Origin of the sequence: Psychrobacter sp. UBA6766, from assembly GCF_002453355.1 — a bacterium.
In the GTDB taxonomy this organism is placed as follows: Bacteria; Pseudomonadota; Gammaproteobacteria; order Pseudomonadales; family Moraxellaceae; genus Psychrobacter.
In genome coordinates, this window is sequence record NZ_DKGQ01000010.1 from 13,245 (window position 1) to 33,563 (window position 20,319).

General features: G+C 44.8%; 13 protein-coding genes. 7 read left to right on the top strand and 6 right to left on the bottom strand.

Features of this window, described 5'->3' with window-relative positions:
* Positions 1-76: 76 nt before the first annotated feature.
* Entirely contained in the window at positions 77-2,836 is a 2,760-nt protein-coding gene (gene leuS / locus B4K26_RS02590) for a leucine--tRNA ligase (RefSeq protein ID WP_296243398.1), read from the bottom strand.
* 167 nt (positions 2,837-3,003) lie between these two features.
* Between leuS and B4K26_RS02595 the strand changes: the two genes are divergently transcribed.
* Positions 3,004-3,375: a Spx/MgsR family RNA polymerase-binding regulatory protein gene (locus B4K26_RS02595; protein ID WP_296243349.1), complete on the top strand. Its 372-nt coding sequence runs from the start codon at positions 3,004-3,006 to the stop codon at positions 3,373-3,375.
* A gap of 300 nt (positions 3,376-3,675) precedes the next feature.
* Here the strand turns inward: B4K26_RS02595 and argB are convergent, their stop codons facing one another.
* The 5 genes from argB to B4K26_RS02620 all read right to left on the bottom strand — a co-directional run bounded on the left by argB (position 3,676) and on the right by B4K26_RS02620 (position 10,734).
* Positions 3,676-4,587, bottom strand: coding sequence for an acetylglutamate kinase (gene argB, locus B4K26_RS02600; protein WP_296243350.1), 912 nt, complete (start codon positions 4,585-4,587; stop codon positions 3,676-3,678).
* A gap of 102 nt (positions 4,588-4,689) precedes the next feature.
* Positions 4,690-6,402, bottom strand: a complete 1,713-nt coding sequence (locus B4K26_RS02605) for a phosphomannomutase (RefSeq protein ID WP_296243352.1) — start codon at positions 6,400-6,402, stop codon at positions 4,690-4,692.
* A 106-nt stretch (positions 6,403-6,508) separates the two neighbouring features.
* The gene (gene dut, locus B4K26_RS02610) at positions 6,509-6,973 is read right to left on the bottom strand and encodes a dUTP diphosphatase (RefSeq protein WP_296243353.1); all 465 of its coding nucleotides are present in this window, start codon (positions 6,971-6,973) and stop codon (positions 6,509-6,511) included.
* Positions 6,974-7,042: 69 nt separating this feature from the next.
* Positions 7,043-8,446 carry a magnesium transporter gene (mgtE, locus tag B4K26_RS02615; protein ID WP_296243354.1) on the bottom strand — a complete coding sequence of 468 codons (1,404 nt, stop codon included), beginning with the start codon at positions 8,444-8,446 and terminating at the stop codon, positions 7,043-7,045.
* 254 nt (positions 8,447-8,700) lie between these two features.
* On the bottom strand, positions 8,701-10,734 hold the full coding sequence (locus B4K26_RS02620) for a UvrD-helicase domain-containing protein (RefSeq protein WP_296243355.1): 2,034 nt from the start codon (positions 10,732-10,734) through the stop codon (positions 8,701-8,703).
* Positions 10,735-11,657: 923 nt separating this feature from the next.
* Here B4K26_RS02620 and ndhC point away from each other — a divergent pair.
* The 6 genes from ndhC (at position 11,658) to nuoG (ending at position 20,299) form a co-directional block, all read left to right on the top strand.
* The gene (gene ndhC, locus B4K26_RS02625) at positions 11,658-12,281 is read left to right on the top strand and encodes an NADH-quinone oxidoreductase subunit A (RefSeq protein WP_296243356.1); all 624 of its coding nucleotides are present in this window, start codon (positions 11,658-11,660) and stop codon (positions 12,279-12,281) included.
* 114 nt (positions 12,282-12,395) lie between these two features.
* Positions 12,396-13,064, top strand: coding sequence for a NuoB/complex I 20 kDa subunit family protein (locus B4K26_RS02630; RefSeq protein WP_296243358.1), 669 nt, complete (start codon positions 12,396-12,398; stop codon positions 13,062-13,064).
* A 254-nt stretch (positions 13,065-13,318) separates the two neighbouring features.
* Positions 13,319-15,073 (top strand): NADH-quinone oxidoreductase subunit C/D, encoded by a 1,755-nt coding sequence (gene nuoC / locus B4K26_RS02635; RefSeq protein ID WP_296243399.1) that lies wholly within the window; start codon positions 13,319-13,321, stop codon positions 15,071-15,073.
* A gap of 162 nt (positions 15,074-15,235) precedes the next feature.
* Positions 15,236-15,745: an NADH-quinone oxidoreductase subunit NuoE gene (gene nuoE, locus B4K26_RS02640; RefSeq protein ID WP_296243360.1), complete on the top strand. Its 510-nt coding sequence runs from the start codon at positions 15,236-15,238 to the stop codon at positions 15,743-15,745.
* Positions 15,742-17,166 (top strand): NADH-quinone oxidoreductase subunit NuoF, encoded by a 1,425-nt coding sequence (gene nuoF, locus B4K26_RS02645; RefSeq protein WP_296243362.1) that lies wholly within the window; start codon positions 15,742-15,744, stop codon positions 17,164-17,166. Before nuoE ends, nuoF begins: the two co-directional genes overlap by 4 nt.
* A 10-nt stretch (positions 17,167-17,176) precedes the next feature.
* Complete coding sequence (gene nuoG, locus B4K26_RS02650; protein WP_296243364.1) at positions 17,177-20,299, top strand: NADH-quinone oxidoreductase subunit NuoG; 3,123 nt, start codon at positions 17,177-17,179, stop codon at positions 20,297-20,299.
* The last annotated feature ends 20 nt before the right edge of the window (positions 20,300-20,319 follow it).

Here is a 20,319-nt window from a genome sequence, read left to right on the forward strand (position 1 = left end):
TAAGAAGGCCTACAACAACGTGTTTTTAAACGTTGCCTTTTAAGCGCAACGTCTAAAAACTCAGTGTTCAAGAGAACTAGCCTGCAACCACGATATTAACCAGTTTATTTGGTACGACGATTTCTTTTTTAATCTCGCCAGTAAGGAATTTTGCCACGCCTTCAAGCGCTTTTGCTTGCATTTTAACCTGCTCAGGATCGGTATTGGGCGCCACATCCATTTTACCGCGCATTTTACCGTTAACCTGCACCACCATAGTAATCGTATCTTGTACTAAAGCGCTTGCATCGACTTCTGGATATTTTAACGTCACGGTATCCATTCCTAATTGCTCAAGCAAGTGCTCACCGATGTGCGGCGCGTATACCGATAGCATAATCAATAAATCTATCAAGGCTTCATGCTGAACTTGTAGGTCTTGCTCACTACTTGCTTTAAAGTTACTCAGCTCGTTAGCAAGCTCCATCAGGCTAGAAACTGGCGTATTAAGTGCTAAGCGCTTGCCTAAATCACTATCGATCTTACCAATGGTTTCATGGATCTTACGGCGTAAGGCTTTTGCTTCTTTGCTTAAGTTATCCGTATTTAATGCTTCGCTATTCAAAGTAGCAAGGCTTAAATTGGCATCAGTTAATGCTTGAAGATGTTCGGTAGCAATGCGCCAAACCTTTTTTACAAAGTTATAAGGACCTTTTAACGCATCGTCTGACCATTCTAGTGTTTGGTCAGCAGGTGCAGTAAATAGCGTATAAAGGCGCACGGTATCCGCACCATATTTATCAATCGTAATTTGCGGATCAACACCGTTATTTTTTGACTTCGACATCTTTTCGATTTTACCAATCGTCACGGGCTGACCGTCTGATTTTAACGTGGCTTTAATCGGCTGACCACGCTCGTTGTAATCAATATCGATGTCTTCAGCAAAATAATAGGTAGTACTGCCATCTTTATTGCGGCGGTAGAAGGTACCAGCAAGAACCATCCCTTGGGTCATCAAATTGGCAAATGGCTCATCGCCTGATACCAAGTTTTCATCGCGCATGAGCTTATGGAAGAAGCGCGCATATAGTAAATGCATCACCGCGTGCTCGACACCGCCAATATATTGATCAACTGGTAGCCATTTGTTGGCAGCAGATTTATTGACCATGTTAGTCGTATCATGCGGGCTAGCAAAGCGCGCGTAGTACCAGCTCGACTCTACAAAGGTGTCAAAAGTATCGGTTTCGCGCTCAGCCGGATTGCCACATTTAGGACAAGTCGTATTAACAAATTCTGGGATGTTTTTTAGGGGATTACCGCGACCATTAGGGACAACGTCTGTTGGTAGAACGACTGGTAGGTCTTGCTCTTCAACCGGTACTGTACCGCAATGCTCACAATTAATCATTGGAATAGGGCAGCCCCAATAACGTTGGCGTGAGACACCCCAATCCCGCAGACGGTATTGGATTTTTTTCTTCGCAAGCGCTTGTGGTTCAAGTTTAGCAAGCATGGCTTCAAACGCTTGCTCAAAGTCCATACCGTCAAATTCGCCTGAATTGACTAAGGTATTGCGTTCGGTATAAGCATGGTTATCATTACCTTCTTCTACATCGTCAAAGTAGCCAGCAGGAATGTCAATCACTTGTTTAATCGGTAAGTTGTACTTAGTCGCAAACTCGTAATCGCGCTCATCATGAGCAGGAACCGCCATGACTGCACCAGAGCCATAGCTCATGAGCACATAATTGGCCACCCAAACTGGCACTTCTTCACCCGTTAAGGGGTGGGTCACGGTCAGGCCCGTGTCCATACCGATTTTTTCAGCTTTAGCCAAATCCGCTTCCGCAACCGAACCTTTTTTGCACAGCGCATTAAACTGGGCAATGACTTCATCTTTTTCAGCAGCATATTGTGCCAATGGATGCTCGGCCGCGACCGCGACATACGTCACACCCATTAAGGTATCAGGACGGGTAGTGAACACTTCTAAAGTGTTGGTTTCGCCTTCCAACTCATAAGGGAAGTGGACTTCCATACCAGCACTACGGCCAATCCAATTGCGCTGCATGGTAATCACTTCAGACGGCCAGTGACCTTCTAATTGATCCAAATCATCAAGCAATTCGTCAGCATAGTCGGTGATGTTAAAGTAATACATCGGAATATCACGCTTTTCGACCGCAGCGCCACTACGCCAGCCTTTCCCATCGATGACTTGCTCGTTGGCTAACACGGTATTGTCGACCGGATCCCAGTTGACAGTGGCAAGTTTTTTATAAACCAAGCCTTTTTTGTATAGCTGTAAAAATAACCACTGCTCCCACTGATAATACTCAGGGCTACAAGTGGCAAATTCGCGTGACCAATCAATCGATAAGCCAAGCAATTTAAGCTGCGCGCGCATGCTGTCAATATTGGCAAACGTCCATTTGGCAGGCGGCGTTTGATTGGCAATCGCCGCGTTTTCTGCTGGCAAGCCAAAACCGTCCCAACCCATTGGCTGCATGACTTCATAGCCTTTTAGGCGATAATAACGGCTCAATACGTCAGAGATGGTATAGTTACGCACGTGACCCATATGCAGCTTACCGCTTGGGTAAGGGAACATCGACAGCATATAGCGACTTGGCTTGTCGCTTGGCTCGTTGCTGACTTCAAAGCGCTTGTCAGTTGCCCATTTGGCTTGCTGCGCCGCTTCTATCAGTTGCGGCTGATACTGGGTGTTGTCGATAGAAGTATTATTGGAATGGGAAGTATTAGCAGTTTCTGCTGTCACGGCGTTGCTCATAGTTGGCTCGGAATTGGTTATTACAGATAAATTGGGTAAAATTTTACAATGCCATAGCATAGCGTAATTTGGCAAAAATTGCGACGATATGATAGAGCGTTTGTTCACTGTAAAGGCGATAAATTCGCAAGGTGAATACGCATATGGGTGTTTTCATCGTCATTAACCACATGCTCATGTCTGTTAGGTATAATAAACAAAATAATGATCATTGATTTGGAGTTTCTATGACCATCACCATTTACGGCATTAAATCATGTAGCACCATGAAAAAAGCGTTTACCAAGCTTGATGACCTCGGCGTCGGCTATGACTTTCATGATTATAAAAAGCAGGGCATAGATAAAGAAGCCGTAGAGCGCTGGGTAGACGAGCTGGGTATTGATAAAGTGCTAAACAAGCGCGGCACCACATGGCGCAAGCTGACTGACGAGCAAAAGCAAGCGGCTGATGATAACGTCAATAACGCCATTGATTTTCTTATAGAAAATACCAGTATGATTAAACGTCCAATAGTAGAAGGCAAGCTTGAGGATAAGAATCAGTCGATACTGTTATGCGGTTTTGATGAAGAAGCATTCGACGAGATTTTTTCGTAAAGAAAGCTTTTAGATAAAGAAGGCTTTTAGACAACGGCAAAAAGCCCAAGCTTAGAGTCTAAGCTCGGGCTTTATAATACCTACGATAAACCAGATCACACTGAAGCACCAAATAATGAGCACGTAAAGACGAATTTGCTCCGCGGTCCAATCAAGTGCAAACCATTCAATCATAAAGAACGACCTCCAGCCCTCTATCCAGTGCGCGCCGCCATAGCCAATAATCCACCAGCAATATAAGCTCTCTAAAACAAACAGTAGGCACCACAGCCACAGCGGCATGATTGACTCCTCCAGAAGCTAAAACATGGCCGCATCAATATCACGGCTAATCAAGGTACCGACGCCTTCGTTAGTAAAAATCTCTAACAGTGTCGCATGTGGCACACGACCGTCGACGATAACTGCGCTTTTTACGCCGCTACGAACTGCGTCGAGCGCACACTGAATCTTGGGAATCATACCACCTGAAATCGTACCGTCTTCAATCAAGCTATCCACTTTCTTAGGCGTCAATCCCGTGACCACTTCACCATCACGGCCCAACACGCCTTTGATATTGGTCAGAAGCATCAGCTTTTCTGCTTGTAAAAACTCAGCGACTTTACCCGCGACCAAGTCAGCATTGATGTTATAAGTGTTGCCCTCAGAATCAACCCCAAGCGGGGCAATGACAGGGATAAAATCAGAGGCAATCAGCATATTAATCACGTCTTTATTGACGCTGACCACATCGCCGACAAAGCCCAAATCGACTGGTACAGCAATACCATCTGCGCCGATTTTTTCCATCATTAACTTTTTGGCTAAGATTAAATTGGCATCTTTACCCGTCAGGCCAATGGCGCGGCCGCCGTGCTTATTGATTAAGCTAACGATAGATTTATTGACGCTACCGCCAAGTACCATCTCAACGATATCCATCGTGCTTTTGTCAGTCACGCGCATGCCGTCGATACGATCAGATTGACGACCGAGTTCTTTTAACAAATTATCCACTTGTGGACCGCCACCGTGAACGACCACAGGATGGAGACCAACGGTTTTTAATAAAACGATATCACGAGCAAATGAGCTTTCAAGCGCAGGGTCGGTCATGGCATTGCCGCCGTATTTGACGACGATGAGCTTATCAACAAAGCGTTGAATATAAGGCAGCGCTGTGGTTAATACTTCTGCGGTAATTTTGGCTTCATCCAAATTAAGCGTCATGACATGCTCCTAAAAGACAAGGTTAAACGGTTGATTGAGGGTTTCTGCTTCTTTCTAGCATTCTTTAATAAAATAAATGGTAAAAAGTCATTTCAATAACATTTATTCAGCAACAATAGCCAAAATTTGCGTGGCTAAATGCTCGTTAAATGGGTGGCATAAAGCGGCGAATCTCGTTTGAATATCGATAAGGTCGTCGATGCTATCACCAGCAAAGCGCACCGTTAGGTTTTGACTGGTATTTGATTGGCGCAATACGCCAAACCCGCGTGCAAAATCTAGGCGCACCCCATCAATACAGCTGAGCTTGGTACCTACTGGTAATAACGCTTGCGCCTGCTCTAAAGTCATAGATCGGCTTTTAATCGAACAAGTACAAAATGAGGGCGTACCAGCAATGATGGCGTGCGAGTCGGATTGGGCAATAAAAGTAGCCGATGTTGCATGAACCAATTGCTGTAGATACTGGCAGAATATAGCCAAATGCTGCACGATTGAACAGTCGTTAATAATGGCCTCTGGCAGCGGTAAATAATGATCGGCCGTACTGACGATAACGGGTAAGCCATCAATGATGTCGGCCAGTTTGGCTGTACGGTTTGGCTCAGCGCGTTGGGGTCCTACTAACCAATGTAGCAATCTTAATGCTGCATACATAGCGTCATCATAAAGAATAAAGCGGTTATCATTAAAAATAAAATGTCCGGATAATTCTCCTGCAAAGATAATTTCACCATCAGACTGCTGCATTTGTTGCCGCATTAGACTACTACCTGTTTTACTAATCACGGGCATTGCGCCAAGTTTAGTAATGAGCTTTGGTAAATGATGACAGCATTTAATATCAAAGAGCACTTGAGGGCTTAATAGTGAAGATTCTAACGACTGTGGACGCTCAGTGACGGCTATTTTCGCTAATAGATAAAGCAGATGATCAGGTGTAACAACCTTGCCATGATTATCGACCACCATTAGTCGATCGCCATCACCATCAAAGGCGATACCGATATCTGCCCGATGGATAAGAACATGTTGCTGCAATTGTTTAAGGCGTTTCGGCTCAGTTGGATCAGGGTTTCCTGACGGGAAGTCACCGTTTGGGGTGTCATTTAACATGATGACGTGCCGGCAAAAATGCCCAAATAAGGGTTGAGCAAAATTGCTGGTCGCGCCATGCATACAATCAATCACCACGACCAAATCAAGTTTAGAAGAGGGGGTTTGGTTACCTTTTACATTCTGGTTGTTTTTTTGACTAGCATCACGGCAAATTTGTCTAAAGACTTGCTTAATTCCATCGGTATAAGCGTTTGCTACTTGGTCAGCGGATAAGTATGGCTGATTACGATAATTAATCTTATTGAGGGTGTTTAAAGCATAGTTTTGAGCATTTCCGTGAGCTATCTGCTGATATAGCGCTTGAATATCTGTGCTACTAGGAGAGATATGATTGACTAACCACTTGACCCCTAAAATGTCTTTTGCGGAATGGCTCGCGGTGACGATAATGCCATGCCCCTGATATTGATCAGCCCAAAAAATCATCATGGGCGTGGTCACTAAACCCAATTGGATAACGTGTAAACCATGCTGGGATAAAATATCAGCGAGAGTCTGTGCAATGGTATTGCTACTATTGCGAACGTCATGACCAATCACGACGATGTTTTTTTCGTTATCAATGCTTTGCTGACCCTGATAAAGGTGGGTAAAAGCGTGCCCTAATACGCGAATAAAGTCATCAGTAAAATGCTGGCGCGAACCGCGAATATCATAAGCACGAAATAAGGATTGCTGCGCAACAAAAGACGGCATCGCTTACTCTCCTTATTGTCGTGATAAATGGGTAGTGATAAATGGAAAATAAATCGCTCGTTATTTTTATTGATGCGATTTATGGTAGATAGAAAATTGGTTACTTTTACTGACGACCAGAGTGACCAAAACCACCCGCGCCGCGAGCGCTGATATCACTAAACTCTGATACCACTTCAAACTCAGGGCGAGCAACCGGAACGACCACATATTGCGCCATACGCTCGGCAGGATTTAAGACAAAATCTTCGTTACTGCGATTCCAAATACTGACCATTAGCTCACCTTGATAATCGGCGTCAATCAAGCCAACCAAATTGCCCAAAACGATACCATGCTTATGACCGAGTCCTGAGCGCGGCAAAATCATGCCAGCAAAGTCAGGATCTTGAATATAAACCGCAAGACCAGTGCCAATTAAATGGGTGGCACCTGCTTTGATCGTTAAAGGCTCATCTATACAAGCTCGCAAGTCGATTCCTGCGCTGCCATCAGTCGCACGAGTCGGTAAAGAAAACGCTTTATCTTCAGTAATTTTTGGGTTTAAGACTTTAACTTGAACAGCTTGCATAACGCACTCACTTAACGGTTTGATGGTTTTATAAATGACAATTTTATCACTGATGGATGCCTAATTTAGCTAAAGAATTAATATGCTCGCCAAGCCCAAGAATGACATAAAGCCGACAATATCGGTCACGGTGGTTAGGATAACCGAGGCAGAGAGGGCAGGGTCGATATTCATACGCTTTAGCATTAGCGGAATACTAATGCCGGACACGTTAGCGGCGGTCATATTAATCGCAATGGCCAAACCGATGACTGCACTGATTTTAACATCATGAAACCATAATTGAGCAATTATCGCCATGATTATCGCCCATATGATACCGTTTATCGCCCCGACCCACAGCTCTTTATTGAGTAACCATAAGCGGTTGGAGCCGCCGATTTGACCCATTGCCATGCCGCGAATGACGACAGTAAGCGTTTGTGAGCCTGCAATACCGCCCATACTGGCGACCACAGGCATGAGAATCGCCAGCGCTACTACCTTTGCCAGTACGGCTTCGAACTGTCCGATTACCGCAGCGGCCAATAGTGCGGTACATAAATTTATGCCAAGCCAAATACTTCGGCTTTTGGCACTGGTCAAAATAGGCGCAAACAGCTCTTCATCTTGGCTAACACCGGCCAGGTTTTTCATCGTGCTATCGACATCATCTTGGATAATTTCCATAATGTCTTCGCCATTTAACTGACCAACCAATTCGCCATGGCTGTTAATCACGGGCGCAAAGCGAATATCTTCTGAACGGAAGATCGCCGCTGCATCTTGAATATCTAAGCGATCATTGATAGTAATGGCATTATGAATTAAATCAGCCACCAACGTTGTTTGATTATGTTTAATCAAGTCCGCCAAACTGAGAAGGCCAAGCAGTTGCTGGCTTTGATCGACGACCAGTAGCTCTTTACTTTCCTCATCGAGCAAATCGGCATTTTCTCGCAGCCAGTTTTGTACCTCAGCAAGCGATATATCTTCCCTGACTTGAATAAGCTCAGGATCCATATAACTACCAACTTCCCAGTCGTTATAAGTATCGAGCTTATTGACCTGAACTCGAATCTCTTCATCCAAGGTCGCCATCACCGAAGTTCGTACGCTTTCGGTGACGGTATCCAAAATCTCCGAGATGTCCTGCGCATCAAGGTCTTGAGTAAATAGCGAGATTTCTTTTGACGAGACGTTTTCTAACAGCGGCTGGCGGGTATCAAACTCGAGCTCTGCAAGGACTTCACCTTTGATGTCTTCTGGCACTTGCGCCCAAATCAATAACCGATTTTGGCTAGGAAAGGACTCGAGCAAGCTGGCAATCTCATATTCTGATTGCTTTTCTAAAAACTCAGTAATCGCCTCGAACGCTTTATCCGCAACCAACTCCTGCAAATACAGCAGCTTATATTCACCGCTAGACTCTACCGGATTGTAGTCGCCTTGTCGTGTCGTTAGTCGTTCAGGATTCGGCGTCGAGGTGGGCATAAAGATTCCAAGTTTTGAACAGGTATAAATAATAATGACCGAAATAGCGGCTTTGAGTTCAAGGTCTAGCGATATTTATTAGCCAGTTTTTTATTATGGTTGGCTTAAAATAAAATCGTTACGTTAATAGTCAGGTGTGACTGGTATAAATTTTCCTTGCTTGCTGCTGTCACAGAGGCTACAAAAAATTCATCCCAGTCGCACTACTTTGGTTTTAAAGTCAGTTTACTAAAAGTCAGTCTATTATATTGAGCTTAGCGGTTTCCTAATAAGGCGCGAATATTGGCTAAATATTCATCAGCGACTTTTTCAGGGTCTTTGCTGGCTTTTTTCTTTTTTGCTTTGGCAGGCCAGTCGATGTGATCTTCTGGCAATTCATCCAAAAACCGTGATTCTGAGGTCACACGCATTTGACCGCCTGCACGGCGCTGGGTGGCGAGCGTCAATGTTAGCTCACGACGGGCACGGGTAATTCCCACGTACATTAGGCGCCGTTCTTCTTCGACCGTTTCACTGAGAATAGAGTTGCGATGTGGCAGCATCTCTTCCTCAAGTCCCATGATGTAGACGTAATCAAATTCCAAACCTTTTGCCGCATGTAAGGTCATGAGGTTGACTTTATTAGTATTCTCTTCTTCTTGCTGTTGCTCTAGCATATCAAGCAGCACCAATTTGCGAATGATGGTATCAATCGTTCGGTCGTCATCTTCTTCAGCGCGATTAATCAGTGACTGAATACTGGTATAAAGCATATCAATATTATCGATACGGTTTTTTTCTTGTTGCGGCGTTTTGGCATCGCTACGAACAAAGTCAATGTAGCCAGTTTCATCAATCATTTGACGCACGATAGGAACAGGATCGGGGTGCTGATCGAGCTCACGAGTGTAGTGTTCGATAAAGTCGCCAAACTCTTTTAGCGTCCCATAGGCTTTTGATGGCAAAACGTGAGCAAGACCGGCATGGGTACAAGATGCCAATAGCGAGATGCTATGCTCTTGTGAAAAAAGGCCAAGCTTTTCAAGGGTTGCAGGTCCCATTCCGCGCTTCGGTGTATTGATAATTCTTAAAAACGCGCTGTCATCTTCAGGGTTTAAAATCAGACGCAGATAGCCCATGATGTCTTTAATTTCACTTCGGGCAAAGAATGACTGACCGCCGGATAATTTATAAGGGACTTGCAACTGGCGCAGTTGTGCCTCAAGCATGCGCGCTTGAAAATTACTACGATAAAGCACTGCATATTGTTCCCACTCATTTCCAAAGCGCAGTTTATGCGTGACGATCTCCTTTGCCACGCGCTCCGACTCATCGTCGTCATTACGGCAGTTAATAATGCGGATTTTTTCGCCTTGACCTTTATCTGACCAAAGTTTCTTTTCAAATAAATGCTCGTTATTGGTAATAACCGCGTTGGCAGAGGTTAAAATACGCGTGGTCGAGCGGTAATTTTGCTCAAGCATGACGATTTTTAATTTGGGGAAATCTTCTTTAAGCAGTGCCATGTTTTCAGGTTTTGCACCGCGCCACGCATAGATAGATTGGTCGTCATCGCCAACAACGGTAAAGCGCCCCTGCGGTCCGACCAGATATTTAATCATTTCGTACTGGGCGGTATTGGTATCTTGATACTCATCGACTAAAAGGTAACGGATACGGTTTTGCCATTTATCACGCAGCTCAGCATTTTCACGCAATATCTTAGTCGGCAACACAATCAAATCGTCAAAATCAACCGCATTGTAAGCGCGCAAATTACGCTCGTATAAAGCATAAAGCGTAGCAAAAATCATATCTTCTGGATCGTCTAAGGTTTCCATCGCCTTATCAGGTTCGATAAGATCATTTTTCCAATCAGAAATCATTTTTATCGCTTTGCCAACCAGCTCACGGCTTTCCGCGCCACTTAGATTGTCGCGCATCATCAGCTCCATCAGCAGGCGTTTACTATCATCGCTGTCCATGATCGAGAAGTTGCCTTTGAGTGGCGTATGAATCAGCTCATAACGCAAAAACTGAAGCCCGAATTGGTGGAAGGTTGACACCGTCAGACCGCGCGTTTTTTCACTTGGCAGCAACTTTCCAACCCGGGCTTTCATTTCACGCGCTGCTTTATTGGTAAAGGTGACCGCAGTGATGCGCTCAGCTGGCATGTTGCATTCTTCGATCAGATAGGCAATCTTACGCGTAATAACCGAGGTTTTACCTGAGCCTGCTCCCGCCAATACCAATAAAGGTCCTGAGACATAAAGCATGGCTTCTTGTTGTTTGGGATTAAGTTGACTCATAAAATGACCTGTAAGACGAAAGCAAAAAAGAAAATAAAACGGATAGCAGCATCGTTAAATACACATTGCGTCAATAAAAAAGGGAACAATATAGCGAGGCTTTTAGAAAAACAATACTTTGAGTGAGAAGGTAATAAAAACGATACCTCTAATAAAATCCTCGTTACTAGCAAAGACGATATTTTTGACAAAGTGAAACCAATAATAAAGGTAACAAAATGTGTGATTGAATAACGACAAAGTATCAAAATTAGGTGAGCCATTATAAAGCAAAAACTAAGCCTTTGGGTGAGGAGTTGGCGACAGGTTTTAAGACGAAAAAGCGTTTGGTTTTCGCGGCTTACACTATATATACGAGTCTTTGTTCAGAAAGTCGGATTTAAGGTTAATATAAGGTAATGTCTATACCATAGTTTATAGTAAAAAAAATATGTTTTTTTTGCAGATAAAATGACCGTTCAATGCAGTTAAAAACTAGCTTTTAATTGCTAATATGCGTATAGTACGTAAATAATTTATGCCAGTTGTCACGTCATTGTTGACCACGTGTATGAGCTATTAAATCAATTAAATAAACTGTCGAATATGATATTGATTTAATAAGTTGATCTTACGTTGTTAAAAGATGCGTTGGGCGACCAGCCTTTTATCCGTATGCATGCCGGAATATTTATAGTTGGTCATGTCTGACATCGTCGTCAATAAGCTTGATAATTGGTTATTACCAGCACAGTAGCTATAATAGTCATTGAAAGATCAGAGTGGTTTAAATACCTTTACTCACATCAAATGACTTAATGACAGCTATTTTATGATAGCTACTTTGTGTTTTCGTCTGCGTTATGCTTATCGCCATTACCACCATCATTTGTGAGTATTCGCGGTGCGCTTGACACTCGATTGGGTGAGGAGCACGTATTATCATGTCTGCTTTTAATTGGTCAGCAATTGCTTTTATTTTAGCCGCCATTGGGCTAGTTGTCTTTATGCTGGTCGTTCCGCGCTTACTTGGCGGTCGCTCTCAGGGCACACAAAAAGAAGAAGTATTTGAAGCGGGTGTTGTCGGAGCTGGCAATGCCCGCATTCGTTTGTCTGCTAAATTCTATTTGGTCGCAATTTTCTTTGTAATCTTTGACTTAGAAGCGCTGTATTTGTATGCATACGCGGTATCAGTGCGGGAAACAGGCTGGCTTGGATTTGCGACAGCAGCAACGTTTATCGTCGATTTATTGATTGGTTTGGTTTACGCCTTGAGCTTGGGCGCACTCAACTGGTCACCAGCGGATAAGCGCCGCAAACAAGCGCGTTTATATGCAGCGCCTGCGGGCTTTAATTTGGCTGACATTACCCAGTTTGATGGCGTTGATGAGCTTATGGTTGACCCAACAGGCAAAATTCCAGCGCAGTCTTCAGGACAAATTAATGTCTCAAACAACATCGAGACCAATCGCCGTCACCTGCAAAATATCGACCATATTAATACCACAGGTAATGTGACGTCTGTGGATTTTGCCACGTCTGCGCGACAGGATAATATCAAAGGCTAAGCGCTTTTGGCCTCTTATTCCAGTGTGGCCACTTATTCATATAAATAATAGAAGTTATGGCGATAGTGATGACCAATGCTTATCACGTAGCGCCTATAATAAAGGTTGTATGTTATGAAATACACATTAACAAAAGCCAACCCTGATGCAGATGTCTATCCTGCACAGACCAGTCAGACGGTCAATGATCCTATCGAAGATGAAGTCAATAAAAACGTCTTTATGGGTCGTCTTGAAGACCTTATCCATTCAACAGCAAACTGGGGACGAAAGAACTCCCTTTGGCCATTTAACTTTGGTACCTCTTGTTGCTATGTCGAATACGCCACTACTTTAACTGCAGTTCACGATTTGTCTCGCTTTGGTGCCGAAGTTATTCGTGCCTCGCCTCGTCAGGCGGACGTGATGATTGTCGCTGGTACTTGCTTTATCAAAATGGCACCTGTTATTCAGCGCCTTTATGAGCAAATGTTAGAGCCAAAATGGGTCATTTCGATGGGTGCTTGTGCCAACTCTGGTGGTATGTATGACATTTATTCTGTGGTTCAAGGCGTTGATAAAATTATCCCTGTCGATGTTTATGTGCCAGGTTGTCCGCCGCGACCAGAAGCGCTGATTCAAGGTTTGATGCTGTTGCAAGAGTCTATTACTAAAGAGCGTCGTCCGCTGGGAATCCATGTCAATGAGCAAGGTATTTACCAGCCGCAAATGACGCCTGAGCGTGATCGTAAACAAGCGGATCGTATCGCTGTGAAAAACTTGCGAAGCCCAGATAGCATTTAAGCCATGAGCGTTTAGCCAAACCGTATTTAAGCATGAAGTATTTAAACGAAAAGCATCTTATTTGCTGGTTTGGCTCAATCATTAATAATCCGTAAAATTGCGCAGTACGCATATATTCATCATGATTCAGTTATGATTTGCATATCTCGGTCTTGTTTAGCAGAGTTCGGTTATGTTTCATATAGCTTAATTATGATTAATGAAGGAATACATCATTCATGGTCACGGTAGTCGAAAACATAGATCTTAACAACATGGATCCTAAAATTAAGCCTGTTCCAGCGGTTATTGCCGAGCTTGAGCAGAAGTATGCCGGTAAGTTTGTCGTGCAGCACACTATTGATGAGATTCCAACGGTTTGGGTCGCGCGTGCTGATTTACTCGATATCCTTTTATACCTGCGTAAATTGCCAAAGCCTTATGTCATGCTATTTGACTTGTCAGCGATAGATGAGCGTTTACGTCAACATCGTCAAGGCTTGCCTGAGAGTGACTTTACAGTGTTTTATCACTTGATGTCGCTTGAGCGAAATAGCGATGTGCGCATCAAAGTCGCCCTAAGCGAAGATGATCTTAATGTACCGAGCGCGACCAAAATTTGGCCAAATGCCAACTGGTACGAGCGCGAAGTGTGGGATATGTTCGGAATTGTCTTTAGCGGCCATCCGCATTTAACCCGTATTTTATTGCCAAAATATTGGGAAGGTCATCCACTGCGTAAAGAATATCATGCGCGGGCGACTGAGTTTACTCCTTATTTCTTAAATAACGCTAAACAACAATACGAGCAAGAAAACTTGCGTTTTATCCCTGAAGAATGGGGAATGAAGCGCTCGGGCCGCGATGAAGACTTTATGTTCTTAAATATCGGTCCTAACCATCCATCGGCTCACGGTGCATTCCGCTTGGTGTTACAGCTTGACGGTGAAGAAGTCGTCGATTGTATCCCTGATATTGGCTATCACCACCGCGGCGCCGAAAAGATGGCTGAGCGTCAAACGTGGCACTCGTATATTCCTTATACCGACCGTATCGACTATCTCGGCGGCGTCATGAATGAGCTGCCGTATGTCATGTCGGTCGAAAAACTTGCTGGAATTACGGTGCCGCCGCGTGCTGAGACCATCCGTGTGATGATGAGTGAGTTTTTCCGAATAACCAATAATTTACTCTTTGTCGGTACTTTTATCCAAGATGCTGGCGGTATGACACCGGTATTCTATATGTTTACCGACCGCCAAAAAGCCTATGACGTCATCGAAGCGGTGACGGGTTACCGAATGCACCCAGCGTGGTTCCGAATCGGCGGTACAGCACACGATTTACCGCGCGGCTGGCAGCGTTTGGTTCGCGAGTTCTTGGACTGGATGCCAAAACGCTTGGATGAATACGTTAAAGCAGCCCTACAAAATAGTGTGCTAAAAGGTCGTACCCAAGGCGTTGCCCAGTACAATACCAAACAAGCATTAGCGTGGGGCGTCACAGGTGCGGGGTTACGTGCAACAGGATTGGATTTCGATTTACGTAAAGCGCGTCCTTACATGGGCTACGAGAATTACGACTTTGAAGTGCCAGTTGGTCATAACGGCGATGCTTATGATCGCTGCATGGTAAAAATCGAAGAGATGCGCCAGTCGTTACGTATCATCCGTCAATGTATGGATAATATGCCGCAAGGTCCTTATAAGGCGGATCATCCGCTTGCAGTTCCACCGCCAAAAGACCGTACCTTAAACGATATCGAGACCTTGATTAACCACTTTATCTCCGTGTCTTGGGGTCCTGTCATGCCAGCGGGTGAGTGTGCCACCATTATAGAGGCAACCAAAGGCCTAAACAGTTATTACATTACCTCGGATAAAGCAACGATGAGCTACCGTACTCGCATACGTACGCCGACATTTCCGCATTTGCAGCAGATGCCATCAGTCATTAATGGTTCACTGGTGTCCGATGCCATTATGTATTTGGCGTCGATTGATATTGTGATGGCGGATTGTGACCGTTAGAGGTCTACGGTGATGCGTTTACCGTCATCATCGTTCATAAGTGTTTAATCCTAAAAGTAAAACACGTTTATTAATATGTTATCGCCAGACTGGCACACCAAAACGCTGTTAAGACGCCAAGCGTCATATAAACAGTGGGCTGAGTGAGGAAAGAAGAAGATTATGAGAATTGTTTCCGATAAAATGCCAAAAGTAGATGTGGCAAGTATTTTAACCGCTGAAGAAATTGCGGCTATCCATGAGTATATGCATCATTATCCCCATCCACGGGCAGCGTCTTTAGATGCGCTAAAAATTGTGCAAAAGCGTAACGGCTGGGTCGATGATGCACAAGTGAATGCCATTGCCAATATTCTAAACATCCCTGTGACCGACATGGATGGGGTGGCAACCTTTTTTAACCGTATTTACCGCCAGCCAGTCGGTCGTCATGTCATCCTTATTTGTGACTCGGTCGCTTGTTATTTGACAGGCTATGAAGCACTGGCGGCTGAATTAAAAGCGCAGCTGGGCATCGACTATGGTCAGACAACCCCTGACAACCGCTTTACGCTATTGCCGATTTGTTGTTTGGGTAACTGTGATAAAGGCCCTGCGGTATTGATTAATGAAGATACCTATGGCCCTGTCCAGCCCTCTGAGGTCGCCCAATTGTTGGAGCTATACGCATGAGTTTAACGATTTCTGAGCAGATTGCTCGTCGCGGCCAAGGCAAAGCGCCTAGCCAATTAAATGACCAGCGCATTCCTGTTTATGGCGATAAAGCGACTGCTACTAGCGAAACCAAACCATTAACATGGCGCTTAGCACACCACGATGCAGTCCTAGACTTAGCGACTTATGAATCATTACGTGGATTTGAAGCCTTAAAAATGGCGTTAAACCAATCGCCAGATGACACTTTAAATACCATTAAAGAAGCGGTGGTAAAAGGTCGCGGCGGTGCAGGATTCCCAGCTGGAATCAAATGGTCGCTGATGGCGCCACCCGATGGCGGTCCACGCTATCTAGTCTGTAATGCCGATGAGATGGAACCGGGAACCTTTAAAGATCGTTTATTGATGGAGCGGCTGCCGTTTCAGCTTATCGAAGGAATGCTGATTTCAGCTTATGCGATTGGTGCAACGGCAGGTTATATCTTTATTCGCGGTGAATATATCTTAGCAGCAGAGCGCCTAACGGCTGCGCTTGAAGAATTGCGTGCCAATAATTTGGTCGGCGACAATATTTTAGGGTCAGACTTTAGCTTTGACTTGCACGTTCATACTGGCGCTGGTCGTTATATTTGTGGTGAAGAAACCGCTTTGATTAACTGTCTTGAAGGTCGCCGTGCTAACCCTCGAACCAAACCGCCATTTCCACAAGTAGCAGGTGCATGGGGACGTCCGACTGTGGTCAATAACGTTGAAACCTTGCACAACGTTTCAGCCATTATTTTACACGGCAGCAAATGGTATCAAGATCTACCAAAAGCCAAAGGTGTGGTCGAAACCCCAGGAACTAAGCTATTTGGTTGCTCGGGTTTGGTCAATGATCCGGGTCTTTGGGAGTTGCCATTTGGCTATACTGCGCGTGAAATTATTGAAGATTTTGCTGGCGGAATGCAGGAAGGTCGCAAATTAAAAGCTTGGTTACCCGGCGGCGCCTCAACCGATTTTTTAACGGCAGAGCATTTAGATACGGTCGTTGATTTTGATACCATTCAAAAAGCTGGAAGCCGAATGGGAACCGGTCTGATTATGGTGGTTGATGAAGAGCAAGACATGGTACCGTTACTGCGTAACCTTGAGGTTTTCTTCCAACGTGAATCGTGCGGTTGGTGTACACCGTGCCGAGATGGCTTACCGTGGGGCGTCAAGCTGCTGACTGCTATCAATGATGGTCAAGGTCAAATCGGTGATGTTGAGAAGCTTGAGGAGTTAACCCGTGATTTATGGATCGGTAAAACCTTTTGCGCTCATGCCCCAGGTGCGATGGAACCACTGATGAGTGCAATTAAATATTTCCGTCCTGAGTTCGATCAAAAAATTGCGCAGGCGGTTGGTGTAGAAGTCATTGAGGCTGCAGCCCATCAACAGCCAGATGTGAAATAAGGAGAACGGCATGGCAGTCATACATATTGATGGAACCACTGTCGAAGTAGATAGCAGCGACAACTTGCTCCAAGCCTGTTTGTCACTTGGCATTGATGTGCCGTATTTTTGTTATCACCCAGCCTTAGGTTCAGTCGGCTCTTGCCGTCAGTGTGCGGTTAAGCAATACCAAAATAAAGAAGATATGGAAGCAGGTCGCGGTCGCCTAGTGATGTCATGTATGGTCGCTCCTGGCGATGATATGTATATCTCGGTTACTGACGATGAAGCCAAAGCGTTTCGTAAATCGATGGTTGAGCTATTGATGGTCAACCATCCGCATGATTGTCCAACTTGTGAAGAGGGCGGACATTGTCATCTACAAGACATGACTTATATGTCAGGTCATAGCCGTCGTCGCTATCGCTTTACCAAGCGCACCCATCATAACCAAGAGCTTGGGCCATTTATCGCTCATGAAATGAACCGCTGTATCGCTTGCTACCGCTGCGTCCGTTTTTATAAAGACTACGCAGGCGGCGAAGATTTGGGCGTTTATGGCTCAAATGAGCGCGTTTATTTTGGTCGTGATAAAGATGGTCAGTTTGAAAGTGAGTTTTCAGGAAACTTAACCGAAGTTTGCCCAACGGGTGTGTTTACTGATAAGACGCATTCGGAGCGCTATAACCGTAAATGGGATATGCAGTATGCACCAAGCATCTGTCATGGCTGCTCAGCGGGTTGTAACATCTCGGCGGGTGAGCGTTATGGCGAATTGCGCCGTATTGAAAACCGCTATAATGGTGAAGTAAACCGTTACTTCTTATGTGACCGTGGTCGCTTCGGTTATGGTTATGTCAATCGTGAAGATCGTCCAACACAAGCGCTCGAACGTATTAATGATAAGCATGTCAAAATTAATGTCGGTTATGCCCTCGATGAAACCATCAAGCGTGTCAAAGATAAAAAAGTCATCGGTATTGGCTCACCACGTGCCAGCCTTGAAACTAACTTTGCGCTAAAAAATATGGTCGGCTTTGAGAATTTCTCAACGGGTCTTAATCATCAGCAGCAAAATTTGGTCAATAAATGTATTGAAGTGCTCAGCACCGAGGGGATTTATAATCCTGGAATGGCTGATATCGAAAGTCATGATGCGGTATTAATCTTAGGTGAAGATATTACCCAGACTTCATCGCGTGTGGCGTTATCGATTCGTCAAGCGGCAAAAAATGAAGCGATTAAGATGGCGGCAGCGACCAAAACCCAGTCTTGGTTGGCAGAGCCGGTCAAACGCATTGGTCAAGGTGTTCAAAGCCCAGTATATGTCATCGATGTTATCCAAACCAAGCTCGAAGATATTAGTAAAGTCAGCGTCGTTGCAACGCCTGAAGATATTACTAAGCTTGGCTTTAAAGTGGCTGATGAAATTGCGAATTTTGCTGATGATTTGAAAAAAATAGCAGATCCGAAAACAGCAGAACAAGATGCCAATATTGATACTAATGTTGACGGTATGAAAGCTTTAGCACAGCAAATCGCTTATGACTTGATTCAGGCCGATAAACCGTTAGTGGTTTCGGGAACGAGCTTATCATCGACTGCATTGATAGAAGCAGCGGCGCAAATTACCCAAGCGTTGACCCAAAAGCGTGCAGCGATTAAAGCCACTGAGCAACAGCAGATCGAAGCGCATAACGCTAAAACCCGTGATGAACAGCTTCGTGATGAACAAGTCCGTACGGCTAAAAAACAGGCGCAAACTGAACAGCCTGAAGAAGATAAAGAACTAGCAGCAAAACCGGCCAAACCTGAAACGGGAACGGACAAAGAAGCGCAAGACGATATCGAGCGTGAGCCTGCAAGCAAGCCTGAGCTAAAAGAGGTGAATAAAAACTATCACGCTCAAGCCGGAATTTACTTAGCCGTTCCTGATGCCAATAGCGTCGGCGTTTGTATGCTAGGGGGTCAATCCGTCGAAGAGTTGTTGGCGACTGATTTCGATGTCGTCATCGTTGCTGAAAATCAGCTAACGGATGCTATTGATGCCCATAAATTAACTCAGCTACTGACGGATAAAACCGTTATCGCGTTGGATCATCAGCTACTTGATTGGCATAAAGATGTCGATATCGTCTTGCCAGCCGCAAGCTTTGCTGAAGCGGATGGTACACTCATATCAGCTGAAGGCCGTGCGCAGCGCTTCTTCCAAGTTTATGATAATAATTATTATCATCCAATGAGCGGTATTAAAGAAGGCTGGCGCTGGTTACATGCCGTGCACAGCAGCTTAGAAGGTCGTGATGTCGATTGGACATTGCTGGATGATGTCATCAATGCGCTAATCGCCACTCATCCTAAGCTTGCTGGTATTAAAGATGCTGCTCCTGATGCCGATTATCGTATTAATGGTCTTAAAATTGCCCGTCAGCCGCGTCGTTATTCAGGTCGTACCTCGATGCGCGCGCCAATATCTGTTCATGAGCCAATGCAGCCAAAAGATTTGGATACTGGTTTAACCTTTTCGATGGAAGGCTATAGTGGTAAACAAACCCCAAGCTCTATGATTCCTTTTGCTCGCGCTGCTGGCTGGAACTCACCGCAAGCGTGGAATAAATACCAAGATAAAGTTGGTGGTAGCCTTAGAAATGGTGATCCAGGTGTTCGTCTGTTTGATCAATTAGAGCGTCTTGCTACGCGTCAATATGTTGCTCCAGAATTTAATTCGGTAACGACGACAGATATGCAACAAGGGCAAGCAAAACTGGTGCCTATCTATAATCTTTATGCCAGCTCAATGATGGCATCGCGTAGTCCGGTCGTCGCTGAGCAGTTACCTGTCGCCGCATGGCGCGTGGGTATTGACGATGCCAAAGAATGGGGTCTTGCTGCTGGCGATTATCTGGCGGTTGAGATTGATAATCAGCAGATTACTTTACCTGTTGAGCTTGTTGGCTATTTAGCAGAAGGCTGTATCGGCTATCCAGTCGGGCAGGTGAGTATTATCCATCCATCAATGCCAGCTTCGGTACGTAAAGTTGATGCGCCGGTAACGATGCTCGGCAGTATGGCCAGTGACAGCTCTTTAACGAGTGATAAAAATAACCGCGCCACGTCAGTAAGCACAGCGCCGACCACCACACAGGAGGTGTAATTTGCAAGTTACCCGTATTA